19 protein-coding genes and 5 tRNA genes are annotated in these 21,233 nt (G+C 74.7%); 9 read left to right on the top strand and 15 right to left on the bottom strand.

Features of this window, described 5'->3' with window-relative positions:
• Positions 1–131: 131 nt before the first annotated feature.
• Entirely contained in the window at positions 132–1,130 is a 999-nt protein-coding gene (locus ACFYWL_RS06845; protein WP_386968362.1) for an NAD-dependent epimerase/dehydratase family protein, read from the bottom strand.
• 88 nt (positions 1,131–1,218) lie between these two features.
• Positions 1,219–2,142: an NmrA/HSCARG family protein gene (locus tag ACFYWL_RS06840; protein WP_386968359.1), complete on the bottom strand. Its 924-nt coding sequence runs from the start codon at positions 2,140–2,142 to the stop codon at positions 1,219–1,221.
• 99 nt (positions 2,143–2,241) lie between these two features.
• On the opposite strand from ACFYWL_RS06840, the gene ACFYWL_RS06835 reads away from it, so the two are divergent.
• Positions 2,242–2,862 carry a TetR/AcrR family transcriptional regulator gene (locus ACFYWL_RS06835; RefSeq protein ID WP_386968357.1) on the top strand — a complete coding sequence of 207 codons (621 nt, stop codon included), beginning with the start codon at positions 2,242–2,244 and terminating at the stop codon, positions 2,860–2,862.
• Between the two features lie 45 nt (positions 2,863–2,907).
• On the opposite strand, the gene recQ is transcribed toward ACFYWL_RS06835, so the two are convergent.
• The 4 genes from recQ to ACFYWL_RS06815 form a co-directional block, all read right to left on the bottom strand.
• Positions 2,908–4,746 carry a DNA helicase RecQ gene (gene recQ / locus ACFYWL_RS06830; protein ID WP_386968355.1) on the bottom strand — a complete coding sequence of 613 codons (1,839 nt, stop codon included), beginning with the start codon at positions 4,744–4,746 and terminating at the stop codon, positions 2,908–2,910.
• Positions 4,747–4,867: 121 nt separating this feature from the next.
• On the bottom strand, positions 4,868–5,239 hold the full coding sequence (locus ACFYWL_RS06825; RefSeq protein ID WP_386968352.1) for a group 1 truncated hemoglobin: 372 nt from the start codon (positions 5,237–5,239) through the stop codon (positions 4,868–4,870).
• 199 nt (positions 5,240–5,438) lie between these two features.
• Positions 5,439–5,510: transfer RNA gene (locus tag ACFYWL_RS06820), tRNA-Val, on the bottom strand.
• A 64-nt stretch (positions 5,511–5,574) separates the two neighbouring features.
• Positions 5,575–5,647 (bottom strand) — tRNA-Gly (locus tag ACFYWL_RS06815).
• Between the two features lie 162 nt (positions 5,648–5,809).
• Here ACFYWL_RS06815 and ACFYWL_RS06810 point away from each other — a divergent pair.
• Positions 5,810–6,049, top strand: a complete 240-nt coding sequence (locus ACFYWL_RS06810) for a DUF6458 family protein (RefSeq protein WP_386968349.1) — start codon at positions 5,810–5,812, stop codon at positions 6,047–6,049.
• Positions 6,050–6,166: 117 nt separating this feature from the next.
• Here ACFYWL_RS06810 and ACFYWL_RS06805 read toward each other — a convergent pair.
• From ACFYWL_RS06805 to ACFYWL_RS06795, 3 genes are all read right to left on the bottom strand, one after another.
• Positions 6,167–6,241, bottom strand: a tRNA-Val gene (locus tag ACFYWL_RS06805).
• A gap of 13 nt (positions 6,242–6,254) precedes the next feature.
• Positions 6,255–6,325 (bottom strand) — tRNA-Cys (locus ACFYWL_RS06800).
• 34 nt (positions 6,326–6,359) lie between these two features.
• A tRNA-Gly gene (locus ACFYWL_RS06795) sits at positions 6,360–6,432 on the bottom strand.
• Between the two features lie 350 nt (positions 6,433–6,782).
• On the opposite strand from ACFYWL_RS06795, the gene ACFYWL_RS06790 reads away from it, so the two are divergent.
• On the top strand, positions 6,783–7,454 hold the full coding sequence (locus ACFYWL_RS06790) for a TetR/AcrR family transcriptional regulator (RefSeq protein ID WP_386968346.1): 672 nt from the start codon (positions 6,783–6,785) through the stop codon (positions 7,452–7,454).
• Positions 7,455–7,494: 40 nt separating this feature from the next.
• On the opposite strand, the gene ACFYWL_RS06785 is transcribed toward ACFYWL_RS06790, so the two are convergent.
• Positions 7,495–8,349 carry a hypothetical protein gene (locus tag ACFYWL_RS06785; RefSeq protein ID WP_386968343.1) on the bottom strand — a complete coding sequence of 285 codons (855 nt, stop codon included), beginning with the start codon at positions 8,347–8,349 and terminating at the stop codon, positions 7,495–7,497.
• 180 nt (positions 8,350–8,529) lie between these two features.
• On the opposite strand from ACFYWL_RS06785, the gene ACFYWL_RS06780 reads away from it, so the two are divergent.
• A complete protein-coding gene (locus tag ACFYWL_RS06780) occupies positions 8,530–9,198 on the top strand; it encodes a class I SAM-dependent methyltransferase (protein ID WP_386968341.1) in 669 nt (222 codons plus the stop codon).
• A gap of 9 nt (positions 9,199–9,207) precedes the next feature.
• Positions 9,208–10,368: a cytochrome P450 gene (locus tag ACFYWL_RS06775; protein WP_386968339.1), complete on the top strand. Its 1,161-nt coding sequence runs from the start codon at positions 9,208–9,210 to the stop codon at positions 10,366–10,368.
• 91 nt (positions 10,369–10,459) lie between these two features.
• On the opposite strand, the gene bioD is transcribed toward ACFYWL_RS06775, so the two are convergent.
• Complete coding sequence (gene bioD, locus ACFYWL_RS06770; protein ID WP_386968789.1) at positions 10,460–11,164, bottom strand: dethiobiotin synthase; 705 nt, start codon at positions 11,162–11,164, stop codon at positions 10,460–10,462.
• Positions 11,165–11,226: 62 nt separating this feature from the next.
• Positions 11,227–12,363 (bottom strand): 8-amino-7-oxononanoate synthase, encoded by a 1,137-nt coding sequence (locus ACFYWL_RS06765; RefSeq protein WP_386968336.1) that lies wholly within the window; start codon positions 12,361–12,363, stop codon positions 11,227–11,229.
• 191 nt (positions 12,364–12,554) lie between these two features.
• On the opposite strand from ACFYWL_RS06765, the gene bioB reads away from it, so the two are divergent.
• The 4 genes from bioB (at position 12,555) to ACFYWL_RS06745 (ending at position 15,372) form a co-directional block, all read left to right on the top strand.
• A complete protein-coding gene (bioB, locus tag ACFYWL_RS06760) occupies positions 12,555–13,550 on the top strand; it encodes a biotin synthase BioB (RefSeq protein ID WP_386968334.1) in 996 nt (331 codons plus the stop codon).
• A 14-nt stretch (positions 13,551–13,564) separates the two neighbouring features.
• Positions 13,565–13,747 (top strand): hypothetical protein, encoded by a 183-nt coding sequence (locus ACFYWL_RS06755; protein ID WP_043962582.1) that lies wholly within the window; start codon positions 13,565–13,567, stop codon positions 13,745–13,747.
• Positions 13,748–13,758: 11 nt separating this feature from the next.
• Positions 13,759–14,265 carry a GNAT family N-acetyltransferase gene (locus tag ACFYWL_RS06750; protein ID WP_386968787.1) on the top strand — a complete coding sequence of 169 codons (507 nt, stop codon included), beginning with the start codon at positions 13,759–13,761 and terminating at the stop codon, positions 14,263–14,265.
• A gap of 159 nt (positions 14,266–14,424) precedes the next feature.
• Positions 14,425–15,372: a hypothetical protein gene (locus ACFYWL_RS06745; protein ID WP_386968330.1), complete on the top strand. Its 948-nt coding sequence runs from the start codon at positions 14,425–14,427 to the stop codon at positions 15,370–15,372.
• Positions 15,373–15,452: 80 nt separating this feature from the next.
• On the opposite strand, the gene ACFYWL_RS06740 is transcribed toward ACFYWL_RS06745, so the two are convergent.
• From ACFYWL_RS06740 to ACFYWL_RS06730, 3 genes are all read right to left on the bottom strand, one after another.
• Positions 15,453–18,371, bottom strand: a complete 2,919-nt coding sequence (locus tag ACFYWL_RS06740) for a glycoside hydrolase family 9 protein (RefSeq protein WP_386968327.1) — start codon at positions 18,369–18,371, stop codon at positions 15,453–15,455.
• Between the two features lie 744 nt (positions 18,372–19,115).
• Positions 19,116–19,466, bottom strand: a complete 351-nt coding sequence (locus ACFYWL_RS06735) for a hypothetical protein (RefSeq protein WP_386968784.1) — start codon at positions 19,464–19,466, stop codon at positions 19,116–19,118.
• Between the two features lie 321 nt (positions 19,467–19,787).
• A complete protein-coding gene (locus ACFYWL_RS06730) occupies positions 19,788–20,978 on the bottom strand; it encodes a GNAT family N-acetyltransferase (protein ID WP_386968324.1) in 1,191 nt (396 codons plus the stop codon).
• Positions 20,979–21,233: the final 255 nt, after the last annotated feature.

Raw genomic sequence — 21,233 nt, 5'->3', positions numbered from 1 at the left:
ACAGAGCGACATCTATCAATGCAACAATCGACCGGGAAAGGCCCCTGTGTCAACCACAGGGCGGCGGCGTGGTGTTGACGACCATGCGGGCGAGCCCGCGGGTCCAGCCCCCGCCGCACCAGGTCGACCGGTCAGCCGGCGGCGGCGAGCAGCGCGGCCTCCCGCTGCGGGTCCAGGCCCACCGGCGGGCGGGCCGGGCGGCCGGCGCGCGGCGGCACGCCACCCACCGCGCGCAGCCAGGCCCAGGTGTCGGCGACGGTCTCGGCCACCGGCCGGCAGGTCAGCCCCGTCGCGTGCGCCCGCTGCACGCCGCGCTCCTGCAACCAGCGGTACTCGTGCCCGAGGGGCACCCAGATCGGCAGGTCGTTCCATGGTTCCACCCCGGCGGCGAGGATCGTGTCCGGATCGGTCCAGCGCAGCCGGGCGGTCGAGCCGGTGGCGGCGACGCAGCCGTCGAGCAGCTCACCCATCGTCGCGTGCCCGGTCCGCGACAGCACGTTATACGCCCCGCCGCCGCCCGCCACGCCCCGGTCCAGCAGCCACGCCGCCAGGTCGCGGACGTCGACGTACTGCAGGGGCAGGTCGGCGGGGCCGGGGGCGAGCACGTCGCCGCCCCGGGCGACCCGGTGCAGCCACCAGGGCAGCCGGCCGATGTCCTCCCCGGGGCCGAGGATCAGCCCGGCGCGGGCCAGCAGCGCCCGGTCGCCGAACACCGCCGTGGCGGCCCGTTCCCCGCCGGCCTTGAACTGCGCGTAGGAGCCGTCGACGGCGTCGGGCTCGGCGGCGACGGTGGGCGCGTCCTCGCCGACGCCGGGCGGAACCGGCCGGGCGTAGACGGAGCCGCTGGAGACGTACCCGAACCAGCCGGCCCGGTCGCGCAGGGCGCGGGCGGCGTCGCGGACCGCGCGGGGCGCGCCGTCCCAGGTGTCGACGACGAGATCCCACTCGCCGTCGGCCAGCGCGGCGAGGCCGTCGGGCGCGTCCCGGTCACCCCGCAACCGGTGTACGCCCGCAGGCGGCGCGCCGCTCACCCCCCGGTTGAACACCGTCACCGACCAGCCGCGGCGCACCCCCTCGGCGACCGTCGCCCCGCCCACGAAGCCCGTCCCGCCCAGCACCAGGAGTCTCATCGTTCCACCCTGCCCCGAACGGCGGCCCGCCCGCGACGGGTGTTCACCCGCAGCGAATCTGCCGACGGCAGAACCCGGGCCGTCCAGGTCACACGTGGGAGCCCAGATGCTCCCGCGCCCAGTCGGCGAAGCTGGTGAGCGGGAGGCCGAGGTCCCTCGCGTACTCCGGCCGGCCCGGCTGGCCGACCACGTTCATCCACTCGTGCGTGGCGCCCATCGGCGGCATGCCGGCGGCCGTGGCCTCCTCCTCGGTCATGTCCGGCGCGGTGAGCCGCGTGCCCAGCACGCGGGAGAGGACCTCCGCGATCTCCGTCATCGACAGGTGGTCGCTGGCCAGCTCCAGCTCGACCCCGTCGAAGCGCTCCGGCGCGGCGATGGCCGCGGCGGCGGCCCGGCCGATGTCGTCCACCGCGACCAGGGACAGCCGGGTCTCGGGGCGCAGGATGCTGACCAGGCCGCCCGCGATGCCGCGCGGGAACAGGAACGCCATGGACGGCAGGAAGTTCTCCATGAAGAAGCCCGGCTTGAGCAGCGTCCAGTGGGGGAAGCCGGCCGCGCGTACCCGATCCTGGATCTCGCTCTTGGCGCCCAGGGTGGGTTCCATCATGGCCCAGCGGCCCTCGGCCCAGCCGGGAGCCTCGGTGTGCTGGCCGGCGCCGGTGACGGAGGTGTGCACGAACTGCGGCACCCCGGCGGCCCGCGCGCCCTCGACAAGGTTGACGCCCTGGACGACCTCCCCCGCGAAGTCGGGGACTCCGGTGCTCATGTCGGGCATCTGCACGGAGAAGACGGCACGGACGCCCTGCGCGGCCCGGATCACCGAGTCGCGGTCGTGCAGGTCACCGGTGACCAGGTCGACGCCGAGCGCCGCGACGGCCCTGGCCCGGTCGGTGTTCGGGTCGCGCACCAGGGCGCGGACGGGCACGCCCGCCGCGCGCAGGGCGCGGACGGTCGCGCCGCCCTGCCGGCCGGTGGCACCGGTGACCAGGACGGGTGCGGAATCTGTGGACATGTCGCTCCTGAGCGCTCGACCTTAAACGGCGGGGCCCGCCGTTTCCCAGTCGGTACGATATGGCGGGGCCCGCCACTTAGCAAGCTCGGAGATGACGCCATGCCCGACCGCCAGCACGCGGACCGCCAGCACGCGGACCGCCAGCGCGCGGACCGCCAGCGCGCCGACGCCCGGCGCAACTACGCGCGCATCCTCGCCGTGGCCGAGGAGGAGGTCGCCGCCCACGGCGGCGGCGCATCCCTGGAGCAGATCGCCCGCACCGCCGGGGTCGGCTCGGCGACCGTACGCCGGCACTTCCCCACCCGCCGCGCGCTGCTGGAGGCCGTCTCCCGCAAGCGGATCGACGCCCTGAGCGCCCGCGCCCGCGAGTTGGCCGACAGGGGCGACAGCCGGAACGCGCTGCTGGAATGGCTGTCCGACGTCGTCGCCTACTCCGTCACCGCCCGAGGGCTGGCGACCGCCCTGGCCTACGGCGACGCCGGCCCGGATCCGGTGCACGGCAACACGTGCTCGGCGGCGATCCAGGAGGCGGCGGGCCCGCTGCTGCGCCGCGCCGCGCAGGACGGCGCGGTGCCGCCCGACGTCACCGCCGCGGACCTGATCGCGCTGGTCGTCGGCATCGCCCTGGCCACCGAGCACCACCCCGACCCCGCCGCCCAGGCGGACCGGCTGTTCGGCCTCGCGGTGGCGGGGCTGAGCCCAGCTAGGAGCGAGCGTTAATAAGGGGCCCCTGCTCTACAGAATGCGTTAACAAGGTGCCCTTCCTTACTCGCTCAGGGCGGCGAGGAGCTGCTCGCCGTAGCGGGCGAGCTTGGCCTCGCCGACGCCGTTGACCCGGGCCAGCTCGTCCAGCGTCGACGGCGGATCGGCGGCGATCTGCCGCAGCGTGGCATCGTGGAACACCACGTACGCGGGAACGCCCTGCTCCTTGGCGGTGGCCGCCCGCCAGGCGCGCAGCCGCTCGAACACGGGCTCGGCCTCGGCGGGCAACTCGACGACGGCCGCCGCACCGGGCCGGGCCTTTGCCGCCGACCGCGCCTTCGGCGGCCGGACCGTCTCGCGGCGCATCGGCACCTGCCGGCGGCGGCCCAGCACCTCGGCGCTGGCGTCGGTGAGCACGAGGGTGCCGTAGTCGCCCTCGACGGCGAGCAGGCCCTGGGCGAGCAGCTGCCGCACGACGCCCCGCCACTCGGCCTCGCTCAGCTCCTCGCCGATGCCGAACACGGTCAGCGTGTCGTGGCGGTGCTGGACGACCTTCTCGGTGCGCCGGCCGAGCAGGATGTCGATGCACTGCCCCGCGCCGAACTTCTGGTTACGTTCGCGGTGCAGCCGCAGCACCGTCGACAGCAGCTTCTGGGCGGCGATCGTGCCGTCCCACGACTCGGGCGGCTCCAGGCAGGTGTCGCAGTTGCCGCACGGCCCGCTGGCCTGCCCGAAGTAGCTGAGCAGCCGCACCCGCCGGCACTCGACGGTCTCGCACAGGGCGAGCATGGCGTCGAGGTGGGCGGCGAGGACCCGCCGGTGCGCCGCGTCGCCCTCCGAGGAGTCGATCATCTTGCGCTGCTGCACCACGTCCTGCAACCCGTACGCCAGCCACGCCGTCGACGGCAGGCCGTCGCGGCCCGCGCGGCCGGTCTCCTGGTAGTAGCCCTCCACGGAGCGGGGCAGGTCGAGGTGGGCGACGAACCGCACGTCGGGCTTGTCGATGCCCATGCCGAAGGCGATGGTGGCCACCATGACCAGGCCGTCCTCGCGCAGGAACCGCTTCTGGTGGGCGGCGCGGGTGGCCGCGTCGAGCCCCGCGTGGTAGGGCAGCGCGGCGACGCCGTTGGCGACGAGGAACTCGGCGGTCTTGTCGACCGAGGCGCGGGAGAGGCAGTAGACGATGCCGGCGTCGCCCGGGTGCTCGGTGCGGATCAGGTCGAGCAGCTGCTTGCGCGGCTCCCGCTTGGCCACGATCCGGTACTGGATGTTGGGCCGGTCGAAGCTGGCCACGAAGTGCCGGGCCCCGGTGAGGTCGAGCCGGGTGGCGATCTCCCTGGCGGTCTCGGCGGTCGCCGTGGCGGTCAGCGCGATGCGCGGCACGGCGGGCCAGCGCTCGTGCAGCATCGACAGCGCGAGATAGTCGGGGCGGAAGTCGTGACCCCACTGCGCCACGCAGTGCGCCTCGTCGATGGCGAACAGCGCGATGCGGCCCCGGTCGAGCAGCCGCAGCGTGCCCCCGCTGCCCAGGGCCTCGGGGGCGAGGTAGAGCAGGTCCAGCTCCCCGGCCACGAACTGGGCCTCGACGAGGCGTCGGGCGTCGGGGTCCAGGGTGGAGTTGAGGAAGCCGGCCCGCACCCCGACGGCGGTGAGCGCGTCCACCTGGTCCTGCATGAGGGCGATCAGCGGGGAGACGACCACCGCGACGCCGTCGCGCACCAGCGCGGGGATCTGGTAACACAGCGACTTGCCGCCACCGGTGGGCATCAGGACCAGGGCGTCGCCGCCGCCGACCACGTGCTCGATGATCTCCTGCTGCGCGCCCCGGAAGGCGTCGTAGCCGAAGACGCGCCGGAGCACGCCCAGCGGGGTCTCGACCACGGTGTCGGTGGGGGAGGTCATCGCCGGAGTCTACGGGCCGGCACCGACACCGGCGGAAACCGGTCTTACCGGCCAGGTCGCCCCGCGCGTCCCACCCGGCCGTCGGCCCGCGCGTCCCACCCGGCCGGGTCGCGACGCCCGCTCAGGCCGCCTCGGGGGCCACCGCCGTGACGATGTCGCCGCGCAACGGGGCGAGGGTGTCGCCGATCCGCGCGATCGTCTCGCCGGGCACGCCTAGGCCGGCGAGCGTGTCCACGAGGTGACCGACGACGGCGTCGAACTGGGCGTCGGAGATGCGCAGCCCGGCGTGCGCGGCTGCCATGTCACGCCCGGCGTACAGCTGCGGGCCGCCGATCGCGGCGGCGATGAACGCCCGCTGGTGCGTCTTCAGCCGGGCCAGGTCCACGCCCCCGAACAGCGGGGCGAGCGTCGGGTCGGCGAGCACCCGCACGTAGAAGTCGTCGACGGCGGCGTGGACAGCGGGGGCCCCACCGATGGCGGCAAAGATGCTCATCAGGTTCCTCGCAGCGGTTCCTCGGATCGACCGCGGGGGTCGCGGCGACCCACCGAACGTAGGACGGTCACGTTGCGGGGCCGTTGTCGGCCGGCGACCGCCCCGACACGGACGTCGCACATCGTGTGCGGTCTCGTGGTGCGGGGCCGGAAACAGTCGGCGGCGGCTGACGAAGCCGTCAGCACGCGCGTTCGTGGAGTGGGCGATACTGGGTTTGAACCAGTGACCTCTTCCGTGTCAAGGAAGCGCGCTCCCACTGCGCCAATCGCCCGCGCTCGCCGGCCCGGCGTGAGATGCCGGCCCCGGCTGCGGTCGGCCCCTCGGGGCGGATCGCGAGCGGACGACGGGATTCGAACCCGCGACCCTCACCTTGGCAAGGTGATGCGCTACCAGCTGCGCTACGTCCGCGTGCCCCCGGCGTCCGCCGGCGACGGGTGAACTCTACCCGACGGCAAGATCGCGGAACAAACTCCCCTCGGGCACGCGGCGCACGCGCCGCCGATTACGCAGCTCACCGACGGGGTACCTCTCTCCTTCGACAGCACACTGCATCCCCCGAAGGAGGCTGTCGTGGGTATCGGTACGAGCATCTTCCTGATCGCGGTCGGCGCGATCCTCACGTTCGCGATGGACGCCACCGTCGGCGGCGTCGACCTGGACATCGTCGGCTGGATCCTGATGGTGGCCGGCGCGCTCGGCCTCGTCATGACCACGCTGGTCTGGGGCCGCCGCCGCGAGGTGGTCACCACCACGGAGCCGGCCGAGTATCGCCGCGTCGAGGAGCGCCGGGACGTCGCCCCGCCGCTGTAGGCGACCCCTCGCCGGGAACCTGTCTCCTCGGCCCCTCGCCGAGAACCCGTTCCGTCGGCACGCTCACCCCGGACGGCGTAACGGCCCGGCACCTGTGCGGTGCCGGGCCGTTACCCATGGTGGGCGATACTGGGTTTGAACCAGTGACCTCTTCCGTGTCAAGGAAGCGCGCTCCCACTGCGCCAATCGCCCTCGTCAACTGCCGAGGTGGAGACGGGATTTGAACCCGTGTACACGGCTTTGCAGGCCGTTGCCTCGCCTCTCGGCCACTCCACCGAGGTTGCCCCCGACATGCGTGGCGGCAGATCCGAGCGGACGACGGGATTCGAACCCGCGACCCTCACCTTGGCAAGGTGATGCGCTACCAGCTGCGCTACGTCCGCACGCCCCCGGCGTTTCCCGGTGACGGATGAGAACTTTAGCCGAGCCCGCGAGCGGTTGCCAAATCGGGGTGCCGCCGGGCGCGTCCCGCCCTCCTGGGCTGCGCCATGTCGGCGACGTCGGCCCTTCCCCGGCTTTGGGGACACCCCCGCCGGGCCGGCAGGCGAACCGAAGGGGGCGGCGTGACCACCGCCACTGCCCGCAACCTTCCTAGGAGACTGGATAGGACTCCGCCCATCAGGACCTGACATGCTCGACAAGACCGAAAAAGTGTCCCACTTCCGACTCGGACGGGCAGAATCCGCCGGAGCGGTAACTGTTTGTGCACGAACGGATAGGTTACGGTAGCGACGTGACGAGACGTGCCGCCGAGATCCGCCTGGATGCCCTCTTGCGCACGGCCTGTGACGTGATCGCGGAACGGGGCTTGGCCAACACCCGCACGGCCGACGTGGCCCAGGCGGCGGGGGTCAGCCAGGCGTTGGTCTTCTACCACTTCGCCACCAAGGAGCGCCTCCTCTCCCAGGCCTTCGCCTACGCCGTGGAGCAGGATCTCGCCCGGCTCGACGCCGTGGTCCGGTCCGGCGCCTCGCCCCTGGTCAAGCTCCGCCGGATGCTCAAGCTCTACGCCCCGACCGGCCGGCCGACCTCGTGGTCCATGTGGATCGACGGGTGGTCGGAGTCGCTGCGCGTGCCCGAGTTGGAGAAGGTGTCCCGCCGGCTCGACCTGCGCTGGCGGGAGGATCTCGCCGCGGTGATCGCCGACGGGGTGCGCGAGGGCGTGTTCGAGTGCGCCGACCCGGCGGGCGCGGCCTGGCGGATCAACGCCGTGATGGACGGGCTCGCCGTGCAGTTCGCCGTGCACGACCGGGTGATCTCCCGCCGCCAGTGCGCCGAGTGGATCCGCCTGGCCGCCGCCCGCGAGCTCGGCCTGGAACCGGCCCAGCTCGACTGGTCCGCCCCGGCACAGGACCGCTCCCGCCGGGCCACCCAGCCCGAGCCACAGCCCGACGCCGTGAGCTGACGCCGGCCTTCGATCTCCCGGGCACGCCCCGACTGTGGCATCAGCGGCGGAGCAGGCCCCACCCCCGCTGCGGCGGAACGGCCCGCTCGAAGTCCAGCCCGACGGCCGGCTCGCCGTCGTCGGGCGTCTTCGTGAGGTGCCGCAGGCGCAGCAGCAGCCCGACCCCGAGCGACAGCAGCAGCGCGCCGAGCAGAAACGCCGCCTGCACCACCCCGAAGCCGCCCGACGACGACACCGGACGCCCGCCCGACGCGGCCGGCGGCACCTCGGCCGCCTCCTCGCTCGGCTCGGCCTCCTCGTCCACCCCGGCCGGCTCCAGCGGCTCGTCCGTCGGGTCCGCCGACGGCTCGACCGTCGGGGCCGCGCTCGTCGGGGCCGCCTCGACCTGCGTCCCGATCACCTCCCGGGTCGCCGCCTGCCGGGCCAGCAGCCGCGACTGCGCGTCGTACGCCTCGGCGGCCAGCGTCACCCGCCCCCGGGTGACGTCCTCGGCGAAGGCCACCCGGTAGCGGGCGGTCACCGTGCGGCCCGGGCAGAGCGTGCCCGGGTCGAGCTGCCGGTCGGTCAGCCGGGCCGTGCTGCCCTGCGTCCGGATCTCCAGGGGGAACAGCCCGGTCTCCTCGATCCGGTCCATCTTCACCTGGTCCAGCCGCAGCCCCTGCACGGTGAGCACCATCGACCAGCGGACCTTCACGCAGCCGCCGTCGCGGCGCGACACCACCGCCGAGACCGTCTGCACCCCGTCGCCCGCCGTGAACTCCGTCGGCAGGCCGCTCAGCTCGGTGGCGAACCCGGCCGCCGCCGCCCGAGCCGGCGCGGCGACGCCGACCCCCGCTCCGGACAGGCAGGCCAGCACCACCCCGACCCTTAGCGCGTACCGCACCACCGTCACCACCGCCCTCGCCTCCCGTCGGATCCATCCATCCGGCAACGCTATGGGCGAACCGGACAACCGGGTAGACGGGCGTGTTCGCACGTACCGCGAAGCCCGGGGGGCCATCTCACCGACAGTGGTGAACCGATGACCCTCCACCCGCGACACGCCCGGGATCGCCGGGCAGGGACAATCGGTGCCGTGTCCGATCTCTCCGCGGCCTTCGTGAGGCTGCACGCGCGGCTCGCCCCGGTGGCCTTCGTCCCCGAGGTCCGGCTGCACCAGGCCGACGAGCCGATCGGGCTGTGGGAACTCACCGAGGGCGAGTTCCGCAGCTCCCAGCCGCCGCCGTTCTGGGCGTTCGCCTGGGCCGGCGGGCAGGCGCTCGCCCGGTACGTCACCGACCACCCCGAGGTCGTCGCCGGCCGCCGGGTGCTCGACCTCGCCTCCGGCTCCGGCCTGGTCGCCGTCGCCGCCGCCCGCGCGGGCGCGGCGGCCGTGCGCGCCGCCGAGATCGACGAACGCGCCGTGGCCGCCGTCGCGCTCAACGCCGAGGCCAACGGGGTACGCGTCGCCGCCGAACTCGGCGACGTCCTCGACGGCGACGCCGGCGACGCCGAGGTGGTGCTCGCCGGGGACGTTTTCTACAGCGAGGCGATGGCCCGGCGGATGCTGCGTTTCCTGCTGCGGGCAGCCCGCTGCGGCGCGCGGGTGCTGGTCGGCGACCCGGGGCGGGCGTTCCTGCCCCGCGAGCGGTTCCGCGAGCTGGCCGCCTACGACGTGCCGGTGCCCGAGGCCCTGGAGAGCGTCCGGGTGAAGCACACCACCGTGTGGGAGCTCGACCCCGCGCCGCCGGGGGCCGCCCGCTAGGTTGACCCGGTGCTGTTCCGGGGTTGGGGCGACGCCGTCGACGGGCCGTGGCCCGACATCGCGACCGTGACCGACCACGTCGGCGCGACGCACCTGGTGGTGACCCGGCACGCGCTCGTGCGGCGGGTGCTCGCCGATCCGGCGACGTTCCGGCCCGACAACGCCCTCGACGCGGTCACCCCGATCCCGGTGGCCGCCCTGCGGGTGCTCGCCGCGCACCGGTTCCGGCTGCCGCCGACCCTGGCCAACAACGGCGGGGCCAGCCACCCGCAGATCCGGGGCATCGTCGCCGACGCCCTGCACCCGAGCCGGGTCGCCGCCCAGCGGCCCTGGCTCACCGACCTCGTCCGCGACCGGGTCGCCCGGCTGCGGGCGGCGCTGGACGCGGGCGTACCCGTCGATCTGCACGCCGGCCTGGCCGCGGACCTGCCGCTGCTCGTGCTGGCCCGGCTCGTCGACCTGCCCGACGCGCCGGTCGGCGCGGTGAAGGAGTTCGCCCGCGCGGCCCTGGAGCTGTTCTGGGCCCCGCTCGACGCCGACCGGCAGGCCGCCCTCGCCGCCGAGGTGGGCCGGTTCCACCGGGTGCTGCGGGCGTTCGCCGCCACCGGCGGCGGGCTCGCCGCCCGGCTGCGCGCCGCCGGGCACTCCCCCGACGTGGTCGTCGGCGCGCTGTTCTTCCTGCTCGTCGCCGGCCAGGAGACCACCTCGCAGTTCCTCACCCTCCTGCTGCACCGACTCACCGCCGAGCCGGCCGTACGCGCCGGGCTGCGCGCCGGGACCGTCGACGTCGCCGACGTGGTCGAGGAGGGGCTGCGGCTGGAACCGCCGATCGTCACCTGGCGGCGCGTCGCCGCCGTCGACACCACGCTCGGCGGCACGCCCGTCGCGGCCGGCGTCAGCGTGGTGCTGTGGCTGGCCCGCGCCGGGCGCGACCCGCAGGTCGTGGCCGCCCCCGACGAGTTCCGCCCCGGTCAGCCCGGCTCGCGCCGGCACCTGGCGTTCGGGGCGGGCGCGCACCGCTGCGTCGGCGCGCAGCTCGCCCGGCTGGAGGCCGCCGTGGTCGTCGCCGAGGCCGCGCCGCTGCTCGACGGCGTACGCGTGCTCCGGCCGCCGTGGTGCCCGGACAATCTCACCTTCCGGATGCCCGACGCCTTCGTGGTCGCCCGATAAGGAAGGGCCCCTTATTAACGCCTGGGGTAGAGAAGGGGACCCTTCTATACCGTATGCGTTAACAAGGGGCCCTTCCTTGCTCGGCGGGCGGTCAGCCGGCGTCCTCGGCCCAGGCCCGCCAGTCGTCGAGCACCCCGTAGAGGGAAGGGGTGAGCCAGCCCGACGCGGACCGGCGGAAGACACCCGGGTCCATCGCCCCGGCGCCCGCCGGCAGCGCGCCGAGCAGATGCGGCACCAGCTCGGTCAGGTTGGCCCAGTGCACCAGCTCCGGCTCGGCCGGCCACGCGCCGATCACCACGCCGGCCGGCACCGCGCGCCGGTCGAGGGCCTCCAGCGTCAGCGCGGTGTGGTTCAGGGTGCCGAGGCCGGCACGGGCCACCACCACGGCGGGCGCGCCGAGCGACACCGCCAGGTCGGCCAGCGTCCACGCCTCGCCGGAGGGGCGCAGCCCCATCGGCACGAGCAGGCCGCCGGCCCCCTCGACCAGCACGAGGTCGTGCTTGTCGGCCTCCTCGCGGATCGCGTCGACGGCGGCGTACAGCTCCAGCGGCTCCAGCTGGGCCACCCGCGCCGCCGCCAGCGGGGCCAGCGGGTCGGGATAGCTGGCCAGGGTACGGCCGGTGAGCGGGGCGGCCAGCCGGGTCACCGTGTCGACGTCGCCCGGGTCGCCGGTGGCCGTGCCGGTCTGGCCGGGTTTCACCACGGCGACCCGCAGCCCGGCCGCCTGGGCGGCGGCGGTCACCGCCGCCGTCACCACCGTCTTGCCCACCTCCGTGTCGGTGCCGGTGATCAGCACCGGCCCGGTCCACGCCGCGCCCACGACGTCACCTCCGCCCGTCCGCCCGTTCCCGTCGCTGGTCACGGTGCGCAATCCACGATCACGTCGAGGGCCCGCCCGAAGTCTTCGCGGGCGACCCCGACGTTGACGGTCAGCCGCAGCCGGGACCGGCTGTCCGGCGTCGACGGCGGGCGGAAGCAGCCCACGGCCACCCCGCGGTCGGCGCAGTCGGCCGCCCAGGCGGTGGCCGCCTCGGGGCCCGGCGCGGCCACCGAGACCACGGCGGCGTCCGGCGCGGAGACGGCCAGCCCGGCGGCGCGCAGCCGGCGTACGGCCAGCGAGGTCCGCTCGGCCAACTCGGCGCGCAGGTCGTCGCCGGCGCGGGCCAGGTCCAGCGCGGCGCGCACCCCGGCGGCGACGGCGGGCGGCAGGGCGGTGTCGAAGATGAAGGTGCGGCCGGTCTCGACCAGGTGCCGGACGAACTCGGCCGGGCCGGCGACCACGCCCCCCGCGCCACCGAGCGCCTTGGAGAGGGTGCCGGTGACCACCACGTCCGGCTCGCCGGCCAGCCCGGCGGCGGCCACCCCGCCCGCCCCGGCGGGCCCCAGCACGCCGAGCGCGTGCGCGTCGTCGACGAGCAGCAGCGCGCCGTGCCGGCGGGCCACGGCGTGCAGCTCGGCCAGCGGCGCGAGGTCGCCGTCGACGGAGAAGACCGACTCGGTGACCACCACCGCCGGCCGGCCCGGCGCGGCGGCCAGCGCGGCGGCGACCGCCGCCGGGTCGGCGTGCGGGGTCACCACGGTCTCCGCGCCGGAGATGCGGCAGCCGTCGATCAGCGAGGCGTGGTTGTGCGCGTCGGAGACGAGCAGGGTACGCGGCTGCGTCAGCGCCCGGACCGCGCCGAGGTTGGCCAGGTAGCCGGAGGAGAAGACGAGGCTGCCGTCGACGCCGAGCCAGTCGGCGAGGGCCGCCTCCAGCCCGTGGTGGGCGTCGGTGGAGCCGCGCACCAACCGGGAACCGGTCGCGCCCAGCCCGTACGCCGAAAGGGCCCGCCCGGCCGCGGCCGTGACCTCGGGGTGGGCGGCCAGGCCGAGGTAGTCGTTGCCGGCCAGGTCGACCACGGCGTCGCCGGCGGCGCGGGGGCGCAGCCGGCGGGTCAGCCCCGCCTTCGCCCGCAGCTCGGCGCGGCGGTGCAGCGCCGCCAGCCAGTCCGCCACCGCCACGCTCCCGTCCCCCTCCGTCTCCGCCGGGCGAAGTTACCACCAGTCGGCCGCGCCGCGGCGTGGCGCGGGGCGGCGCGCGGTGCCGCCGCCGGTCGGGCGCGCGGCGGGGCCGCGCTCGGGTGCGGGGGCTCGGGCCGCGCGCTCGGGCGTTTCTTCGCCGCCGGACGCCTTGTAGGGTACGAGCCATGCCAGAGATCCTCGACCAGGCCCGCAACCAGGTGCTGGAGAACGGCGTCGGCCTCGACCAGGCCGGCGTTCTCGCGGTGCTGAACCTGCCCGACGAGCACCTCCCGGCCGCCCTCCAGCTGGCCCACGAGGTGCGGATGCGCTGGTGCGGGCCGGAGGTCGAGGTCGAGGGCATCGTGTCGCTGAAGACCGGCGGCTGCCCGGAGGACTGCCACTTCTGCTCGCAGTCCGGGCTGTTCGCCTCGCCGGTCCGCTCGGTCTGGCTGGACATCCCCTCCCTGGTGGAGGCGGCGAAGCAGACGGCGGCGACCGGGGCGACCGAGTTCTGCATCGTGGCCGCCGTGCGCGGCCCCGACGCCCGCCTGATGAAGCAGATGCGCGAGGGCGTCGCCGCGATCCGGGCCGAGGTCGACATCCAGGTCGCCGCCTCGCTCGGCATGCTCAGCCAGGAGCAGGTCGACGAGCTGGTCGACATGGGCGTGCACCGCTACAACCACAACCTGGAGACCTGCCGCTCCTACTTCCCCAACGTGGTCACCACGCACTCGTGGGAGGAGCGCTGGGAGACGCTGCGGATGGTCCGCGAGTCCGGCATGGAGGTGTGCTGCGGCGGCATCCTCGGCCTCGGCGAGACCGTGGAGCAGCGGGCCGAGTTCGCCGCGCAGCTCGCCGAGCTGGACCCGCACGAGGTGCCGCTCAACTTCCTCAACCCCCGGCCGGGCACCCCGCTGGGCGACCGCCCGGTCGTCGAGGGCAAGGACGCGCTGCGGGCCATCGCCGCGTTCCGGCTGGCCATGCCGCGCACCATCCTCCGCTACGCGGGCGGCCGGGAGATCACCCTCGGCGACCTGGGCACCCGCGACGGCCTGCTCGGCGGCATCAACGCGGTCATCGTCGGCAACTACCTGACCACGCTGGGCCGCCCGGCGACCGCCGACCTGGCGCTGCTGACCGAGTTGAAGATGCCGGTCAAGGCGCTCTCCGCGACGCTGTGAGGGGAACCTCGACGATGGCCGTGTGGTGCGACCGGTGCGGGGAGCCCGCCGACGGCGGCGGCCACGCGGCGTGCCGGGCGGCGCGCGAGCTGGAGCCGCCCCGGTTCTGTGCGCGCTGCCGCCGCCGGATGAAGGTGCAGGTGCTGCCGGTCGGCTGGGCGGCGGTCTGCGTCGAGCACGGCGAGCTGCGGGGCTGAGGCCGGTGCGGGTGCTGCGCGGCAGGGCGGTCACGCTGCGTCCGGTGACGGCCGACGACGTGCCGGCACTCGCGGCGATCCGGGCCACCCCGGAGGTGCGCCGCTGGTGGCGCGGCGGCGACGACCTGACCGCCGCCGTCCGCGCCGACCTCGGCGACGACGACCTCACGGTGTACGCCGTCGAGCACGACGGCCGGGTCGTCGGGGCCGTCCAGTGGTATGCCGACGACGACCCCGACTACCGGCACGCCAGCCTGGACGTCTTCCTGCATCCGGCCGTACGCGGCGTCGGGCTGGGCGGCGACGCGATCCGCACCCTGGCCCGGCACCTGATCGACGACCACGGCCACCACCGGCTCACCGTCGACCCTGCGGCGGCGAACACCGCCGCGATCCGGGCGTACGCGAAGGTCGGCTTCCGCCCGGTCGGTGTCCTGCGCCGCTACGAGCGCGGCGAGGACGGCCGCTGGCACGACGGCCTGCTGATGGACCTCCTCGCCGACGACCTGGCGGACTGACCGCCCCCGCACCGGCACCCGCACCCGCACCCGCACCCGCACGAGATCTTGGACGGTTGTCGTCTCGCTCTGACGACAACTGTCCAAGGTCTGGCCCGGAGACCGCCGTTTCGCCGTCCGGGGCGGACGGTCGGCGCGGCGACGGGCGAGGGTCGGCGGATGGAGTTCTCCGATGATGACGAGATCGGGTGGGTGACGTTCGCGCAGTCCGGCGTCCTGACCACCGCCCAGGCGACCCGGCTGCTCGGCGCCGGGCTGACCCGGGGGCGGATCCGGTCCGGCCGGTGGCGTTCGATCTGCCGGGGCGTCCTGCTCACCGGCAACGGCCGGCTGACCCGCGACCAGCAGCTGTGGGTGGCGGTCCTCGCCACCGGCCCCGGGGCGGTGCTGGCCGGCGTCACCGCAGCGGCCGAGGCCGGCGTACGGGGGTTGCGGCAGGAGCCGCTGCACGTCCTGGTGCCGGCGGCCCGCCGGGCCGGCCGTACGGTGCTGCGGCGGCTGCCCCTCGACATGGCGGCGGTCGTCGTGCACCGCACGTCGGTGCTGCCCGAGGCGCACCTCCAACTCGCCCGCCCGCCCCGGACGACCACGGCCCGTGCCCTGGTCGACGCCGCCGGCTGGGCGCGCACGCCCGACGAGGCGCAGGCGGTGCTGGCCGCCGGCTGCCAGCAGCGGCGGGCGCTGCCGGAGGAGATCGCGGCGGTGGTGGAGGCGCTGCCCCGGGCCCGGCGGCGACGCCTCGTCCGGCGCGCCGTTGACGACATCGCGGGCGGCGCGCAGGCCCTCTCGGAGATCGACTTCCTACGGCTGTGCCGGCGGTACGGACTGCCCCGGCCCGACCTCCAGCACCGACGCACCGACGCGCGCGGGCGGACCCGGTGGCTGGACGCGTACTGGCGGGAGTGGGGGCTGCACGTGGAGATCGACGGCGCGCACCACATGGACGCCCGCGAGTGGGCGGCCGACCTGCGCCGGCAGAACGACGTGTGGACCTCCGGCGACCGGGTCCTGCGCTTCCCCGCCTGGCTCGTGCGCGCCCGCCCCGACGAGGTCGCGGATTCGGTACGCCGTGCCCTGCTCGCCGCCGGCTGGCACCCCTCCCGCTGACCCGCCCGCCTCCCCCGCGCAGAAATCTTGGACGGTTGCCGTCCACAGGGGACAGCAACCGTCCAGGATTCAGCAGAAGGTCAGCCCAGCGTGCAGGCGGAGCCGTTCAGGGTGAACGCGGTGGGCTTCGGGTTGGCGCCGGTGTGGGTGCCGTTGAAGCCCAGGGTCGTCGACGCGCCCGGCGCGAGCGCCGCGTTGTAGGGGGCGTTCGACGCGGTCACGGCCGTGCCGGTCTGGGTGAAGTTGGCCGACCAGCCCTGGGTGACCTTCTGCCCGGCGTTCCCGAAGGTGAACGCGAGGCTCCAGCCGTTGAGCGCCGTCGAGCCGGTGTTGGTGATGGTGATGTTCGCGCTGAAGCCGGTGCTCCAGTCGCTGGTGGTGTACGCGACCTTGCAGGCCCCGGCCGGGGTCGTCGGGGTCGGGGTGGGCGTCGGCGTCGGGTTGGTCCCGGGCAGCGTGCGCACCGAGATGCTGGGCGACACCACCGACGGGTTTCCGGCGGCGTCCACCGCGACGATGTAGAACGGGTACGACGTGTCCGGGGTCAGCCCCGTCACCGTGTGGCTGGTGCCGGTGACCGTGGCGACGACGGAGTGCAGCGGCCAGGTGACCTTCCAGACCTGGTAGCCGGCGACGCCGACGTTGTCGGTCGACGGCGACCAGGACAGGGTCACCCCGGTCGAGGTGATGTCGGAGGCGGTCGGGGTGCCGGGCGGGGTCGGCCCCGTGGTGTCCGGCCCGGTCCCGGCCGGCGTGGCCACCGGCAGCACCGGCGAGGACAGCGAGTTGTTGCCCGCGCCGTCGCGGGCGCGCACCCAGAACCGGTAGTTGCGGGCCGGCGAGAGGTTGGACACGGTCACGCTGTTGGTGGTGGTGCGGTGCAGCATGAGCGCGTCGCTGCCGATCATCTCCTGGGTGACGTCGTAGCCGGCCAGGCCGCTGCCCCCGGTGTCGGTGGACGCGGGCCAGGTCAGCGTGGCCGAGGTGGGGCTGATGGCGGAGACCGTCGGTGCGCCGGGGACGGTGGGCGGGGTGGTGTCGGTGGGCGTCGAGGTGGGCTCCGCGCCCCAGACGAGGGTGCTGCCGGCGTAGAGCGGCACCTTCTTGTTCGGCCCGGCCGTGGCCTGGTACGACGGGTCGTTGGTCGGGTCCCAGGTGCCGCCCTCCGGCACGCCGATCTTGAACTGCACCTCCATCCGGTGCTGCGACTGCCCGGCGGGGGCGATGGTGTGGCCGGTGCAGTCGACCTCGACGTACCAGATGTCGCCGCTGAGCTGCTTGGCCGCCGACGGCGACGGGCAGCCCTGGGTGTAGCCGGGGGTGACCTGGACGGCGGTGCTGCCCTCGGGGCGGAAGTAGTAGCGGAACTTCCCGTTGGTCAGCGCGCGGGCCGGGAACGCGGACTTGTTGTAGACGATGGCCTTGAGGCCGGTGGCCCGGGGCTCGGCCTGCATCACCGTGGTCTCCACGGTCAGCTCGTCGATGTCCGGCGTCTCGGTGCCGGGGAAGCCGGCGAGCGGGGTGCCGCCGTACTCGGAGGCGAGCCGGGCCAGGGCGGAGGTGAAGCCGGCGTTGTAGTCGGTGGCGACCTCGTTCATCACGTAGTCGGACCGGCTGTCGGTGTAGGCGTCGTTGGCCGACGACGGGCCGCCGACGAGCGCGCCGTAGAGCACGTGCCGGGTCTCGGTGGGCACGGTCTGGCTGTCCCACCAGGAGCCGTGCGCCGTGCGGTGGTGCGGGTTGCGCGGCGCGTTGGCCCCGAAGCCGATCTGGTAGCTGGACTTGCGCGGGTTGTCGCCGAGCGCGTAGTTGATCTGCCGGACGGCGAAGTCGTGGTAACGCGTCTTGCGGGTGGCGTCGGTGGTCTTGTCGCTGTAGACCAGCGCGGCGAACGCGGTGTTGGCCGCGTAGCGCAGCGCGCCCCACGAGTCGAGCACCGCCATCCCGCCGGGCGAGTAGTTCACCTTCGCGCCGTTGACGCCCACGGTCCAGAAGTCGAGCCACCGGTTGGCGTCGTCGACGTACTTCTGCTTGCCGGTCAGGTTGGCCAGCAGCACGTACGCGCCGAACTGCTTGTTGTCCCAGGCGATCGTCCACTTGTAGGACCGGGTGGTGGACTGCGGCTCGGTGCCGAGCTTGTCGTACTCGCTCTCGGCCTTGGTCAGGTAGGCGGCGTCGCCGGTGGCCCGGTAGAGCCAGATCGCGCCCCAGACCAGCTCGTCCTGCCACCCGCTCCACGACTTGTAGAAGCTGGTCGCGTCGGTGATGCACTCGTGGTAGCTCTTGCGCACCGTGTCGGCGAACGTGTAGAGCTGCTTGGCGTGGGTCAGCAGCTTGTCGGCGTAGGCGGCGTCGGTGGGCCGGAAGACCATCGACGACGCGGCCATCGCCGCCGCCGTCTCCCCCGCCAGGTCCGCGCCGCCGCAGCTTGAGTCGATCTTGTACGCGGGCCGCGCCATCGGCATCACCTCGGCCGGGCCCCACCACTTGTGGTCGTCGTCGCCCTTGCCGACCTGTCCGTAGAGGACGTTCGGGGCGGGGTGCGCCTTGACGAAGTAGTCGTTGACGAAGCGCAGGTTGTTGAGCAGGTGGGTGAGCTGCCCGGAGGCGACGTACCCGTCGCGGTACTCGACCGCGCCCCAGGCGAGCATGGTGGCGCTGAACGCCATCGGGAAGCCGAACTTGACGTGGTCGCCAGCGTCGTACCAGCCGCCGGTGAGGTCCACCCCGACGTCCGAGCCGTCGGTGAGCGCCGAGTCGCCGCGCCAGGAGACCCGGTTCCAGTCCGGCTTCTTGCCGGACTGCTGCGCCTCGTAGAAGAAGAGGGACTTCTGCAACGCCTCGGCGTAGTTGAAGGCGGGCGCGGCGGCGACGGGCGCGGCCTGCGGTGCGACGACGCCCACGGCGAGGCCGCTGGCCAGGGCGGCGCCGGCGGCGAGCAGGCGGCGCAGCCAGGGTCGGCCGCGCGACGGCCGGGACGGCCGGTTCGGGTGACGCATCTGCGAGCTCCTGACGGATGGCGCCCGGCGGCCCCGACCGGACGCGGGACGGCGTCTGAGGGGTCGGGGCCGGCGGAGGCGGGTGGTGGGGGTCTCCGAGGAGGCGCGGGAGCGCTCCCATGGATGCTCGACAATGTATCCAGCGGATTGCACACTTGGGAAGACCCCGCTGCCGCGAGCCTGCGGTGTCGCGCCGGCCCGACGGGGCGTCACGCCGGCCGCAAGCGTTACGCCGACACGCCGCCCGGCGGCGGTAATCCCCTCCCGGAAGGGGGATTGGGCGCGGCGTCCGCCCAGCTCAGGCCGTTCATCCGATGCCACGCCCGCACGCGCCGAGGCGATCATGTGGCGTCCCCTCGACCCTCTTCCGGAGGAACACCTCATGTCACAGCGTCGGCGCGTGGCGCGCGCGGCCTTCTCCGCGACCGCCGCCACGGCCTGCCTCGCCCTCGCCACCCCGGCGTGGGCGTCGTCCACCATCGGCCTCAAGTCGGCTCACCAGGGCAAGAAGGCGGGCTACTTCACCCAGCAGTGCGACGACGAGCGCTTCGCGAACCTGCCGGACGACCACGACGGCTGGCACTTCGTCCTGCCCGGGGGCAAGAACAGCGGCAGCTTCGAGGCCCTGACGCTGACCTTCTCCGACGGCACGAACGACGTCACGGTGCACATCCCGGACGGCTCGGACGCGTACCCGGACTTCTTCTACTCCACCGGCGGCAAGGACCCCCGGCAGATCCACGCCTACCTGTTCACCCCGGCCGGGTGGAAGCTGGTCGACGGATCCGCCGCGATCAGCGGGACCGGCGACGACTTCAACGTGAGCCACACCTGCAAGGGCACGATTGCCAAGCCCACGCCCACGCCCACCCCGACGCCGTCGCTCTCGGAGTCGCCGGAGCCGTCGGAGTCCCCGTCGGCGTCCCCGTCAGCGTCGCAGTCCCCGGAACCGTCGGAGTCGCCGTCGGCGTCGGAGTCCCCGTCGACCTCCGGGTCGCCCGCCCCGTCGGACTCGGCGTCGCCCACGACCTCCCCGTCGGGCGGGACCGGCGGCGGCAGCGACCTGCCGCTGACCGGCGTGGCCGTCACCGGCATGGCGCTCACCGGCGTCGCGCTGGTCGGCGGCGGCGTCGCCCTGATGACGCTGCGCCGACGCCGGGACCGCATCACCTTCACCGGCTGACCCCGATCGGGCCCGCCCGCACCCCCTCGGGCAGGCGCCCCGCGACCGGCCGTCGGACCTCCGTCCGGCGGCCGGTCCGCGCTGCGCGGCAAGGAAGGGCCCCCTGTTAACGCATTCTGTAGAGCAGGGGCCCCCTGTTAACACCCCGGCACGGCGGTACGGTCACCGGATAGCAGTCCGGCCGCGCGGCCGGGCCCCGGCAGCTTGTGGCCCCCGGACAGCCGGGCACGGCGTCAGCTACGGCGCACCTGGGCCGGCACCACCCCGGCCGAGGCTCCGGCCACCGGCACGCTGACGGTGACCAGGGAGCCGTCCCGCTCCGTCACCATCGACCGGCCGAGCCGGCGCAGGGTGCGCAGCATCGGCGTGTTCTCCGCCTGGACGTGCAGCACCAGCGCCGCCAGGCCGGCCCGCTCGGCGTGCCGGACCAGCCGGCGCAGCAGGGCCGTGCCGATCCCGCGCCGCTGCCAGTCGTCGCGCACCAGCAGCGCCACCTCGGCCTCGTCGCCCTCGACGAGCAGGTTCGCCATCGCGACGACCGGTTCCGCCGCCCCGCCGGAACCGACCGCCGCGCCGCCCGGACCGGCCGCAACCCCACCGGGGCCGGCAACCGCCCCGGCGAAACCGTCCACCACCCCGCCCGGGGCGAACGTCGGCCAGCCCGCGCCGGCCGCCGCCCCGCCCGCGCCGGCCGCCGTCGCGACGAGGGTCAGGCCCTGGGCCGGCTCCAGCAGCCGGGCCAGGCGGGCCGGCGCGGGCAGCGCCGCCCCGCCGAGGTAGCGGCGGTGCAGGGTGCCTGCCGAGCAGGCCCGGTGCAACTCCAGCACGCCGGTCAGGTCACCGGCCGCCGCCGGGCGGACGACGGCCTCCGCGCCGTCGGGCAGGACGAGCGTGAGCTGGTCGGCCTCCCGCCGGCCCACGGTCGCCGCCAGCTCGGCGAGCGCCTGGGCGCGGGCGTACTCGGCCGGGGTGAAGCTCGGCGCGGCCCGACGCAGCTCGTACGACCCGCCGGTGGGGTCGGGCAGGGTCATCGTCGTGCCGGTGATGCCCCCCGCGACGGTGACGGGCCGCCAGGTGACCTCGTCGGCCCCCAGCAGCGTCCGCAGCGCCTCCCCCGCCGCGTCGGGGTCGCGGACCAGCCGGGTGGCCAGGCCGAGCACCCGGGTGGGCTGGTCGGCGAGGCCGCGCGCCTCGCTGCGCGCCACCCAGCAGTCCCGGCCCCGGCCCCGCTCCACGGCGGCGATCAGCTCCGCCTCGTCGAGCGTGTCCGGGGCGTCGACGAGGAAGTCGTCGACCGCGCCGACCTCGGTGGTGTGCACCTGCACGGTGAGAATGTTGACCCCCCGCAACGCGAGGCTCGCCGTGAGGACCGACAGGTAGCCCGGCCGGTCGTCCACGGTGGCTCGGATCCGCCACAGCGCCATGGTTGTCTCCCTTCACCCGCCTACGACGATGCCGGCCGGCTGTTGCGGGCCCGTTGCCCGGTGGTGACGGGGCGGGAACCGCACGCATGACCAGCACCACAGGTGGTGACGCTGGCCACGCCGCTCGATGGCAGGCGAGGGGAACGACAGTGCGGACCCGGTCGCATCGACCGGGCCCGCACTGGTGCCGCCGGACGGGCCCCGCACCGGGGCCCGGCTCCAGCTGACGGACCCCGCACCGGGGCCCGACAGTCT

Origin of the sequence: Micromonospora sp. NPDC002575, from assembly GCF_042889525.1 — a bacterium.
Lineage (GTDB): Bacteria > Actinomycetota > Actinomycetes > Mycobacteriales > Micromonosporaceae > Micromonospora > Micromonospora carbonacea.
The sequence above is the reverse complement of the archived record's forward strand: the minus strand, read 5'-3'. Positions and strand labels throughout refer to the sequence as shown.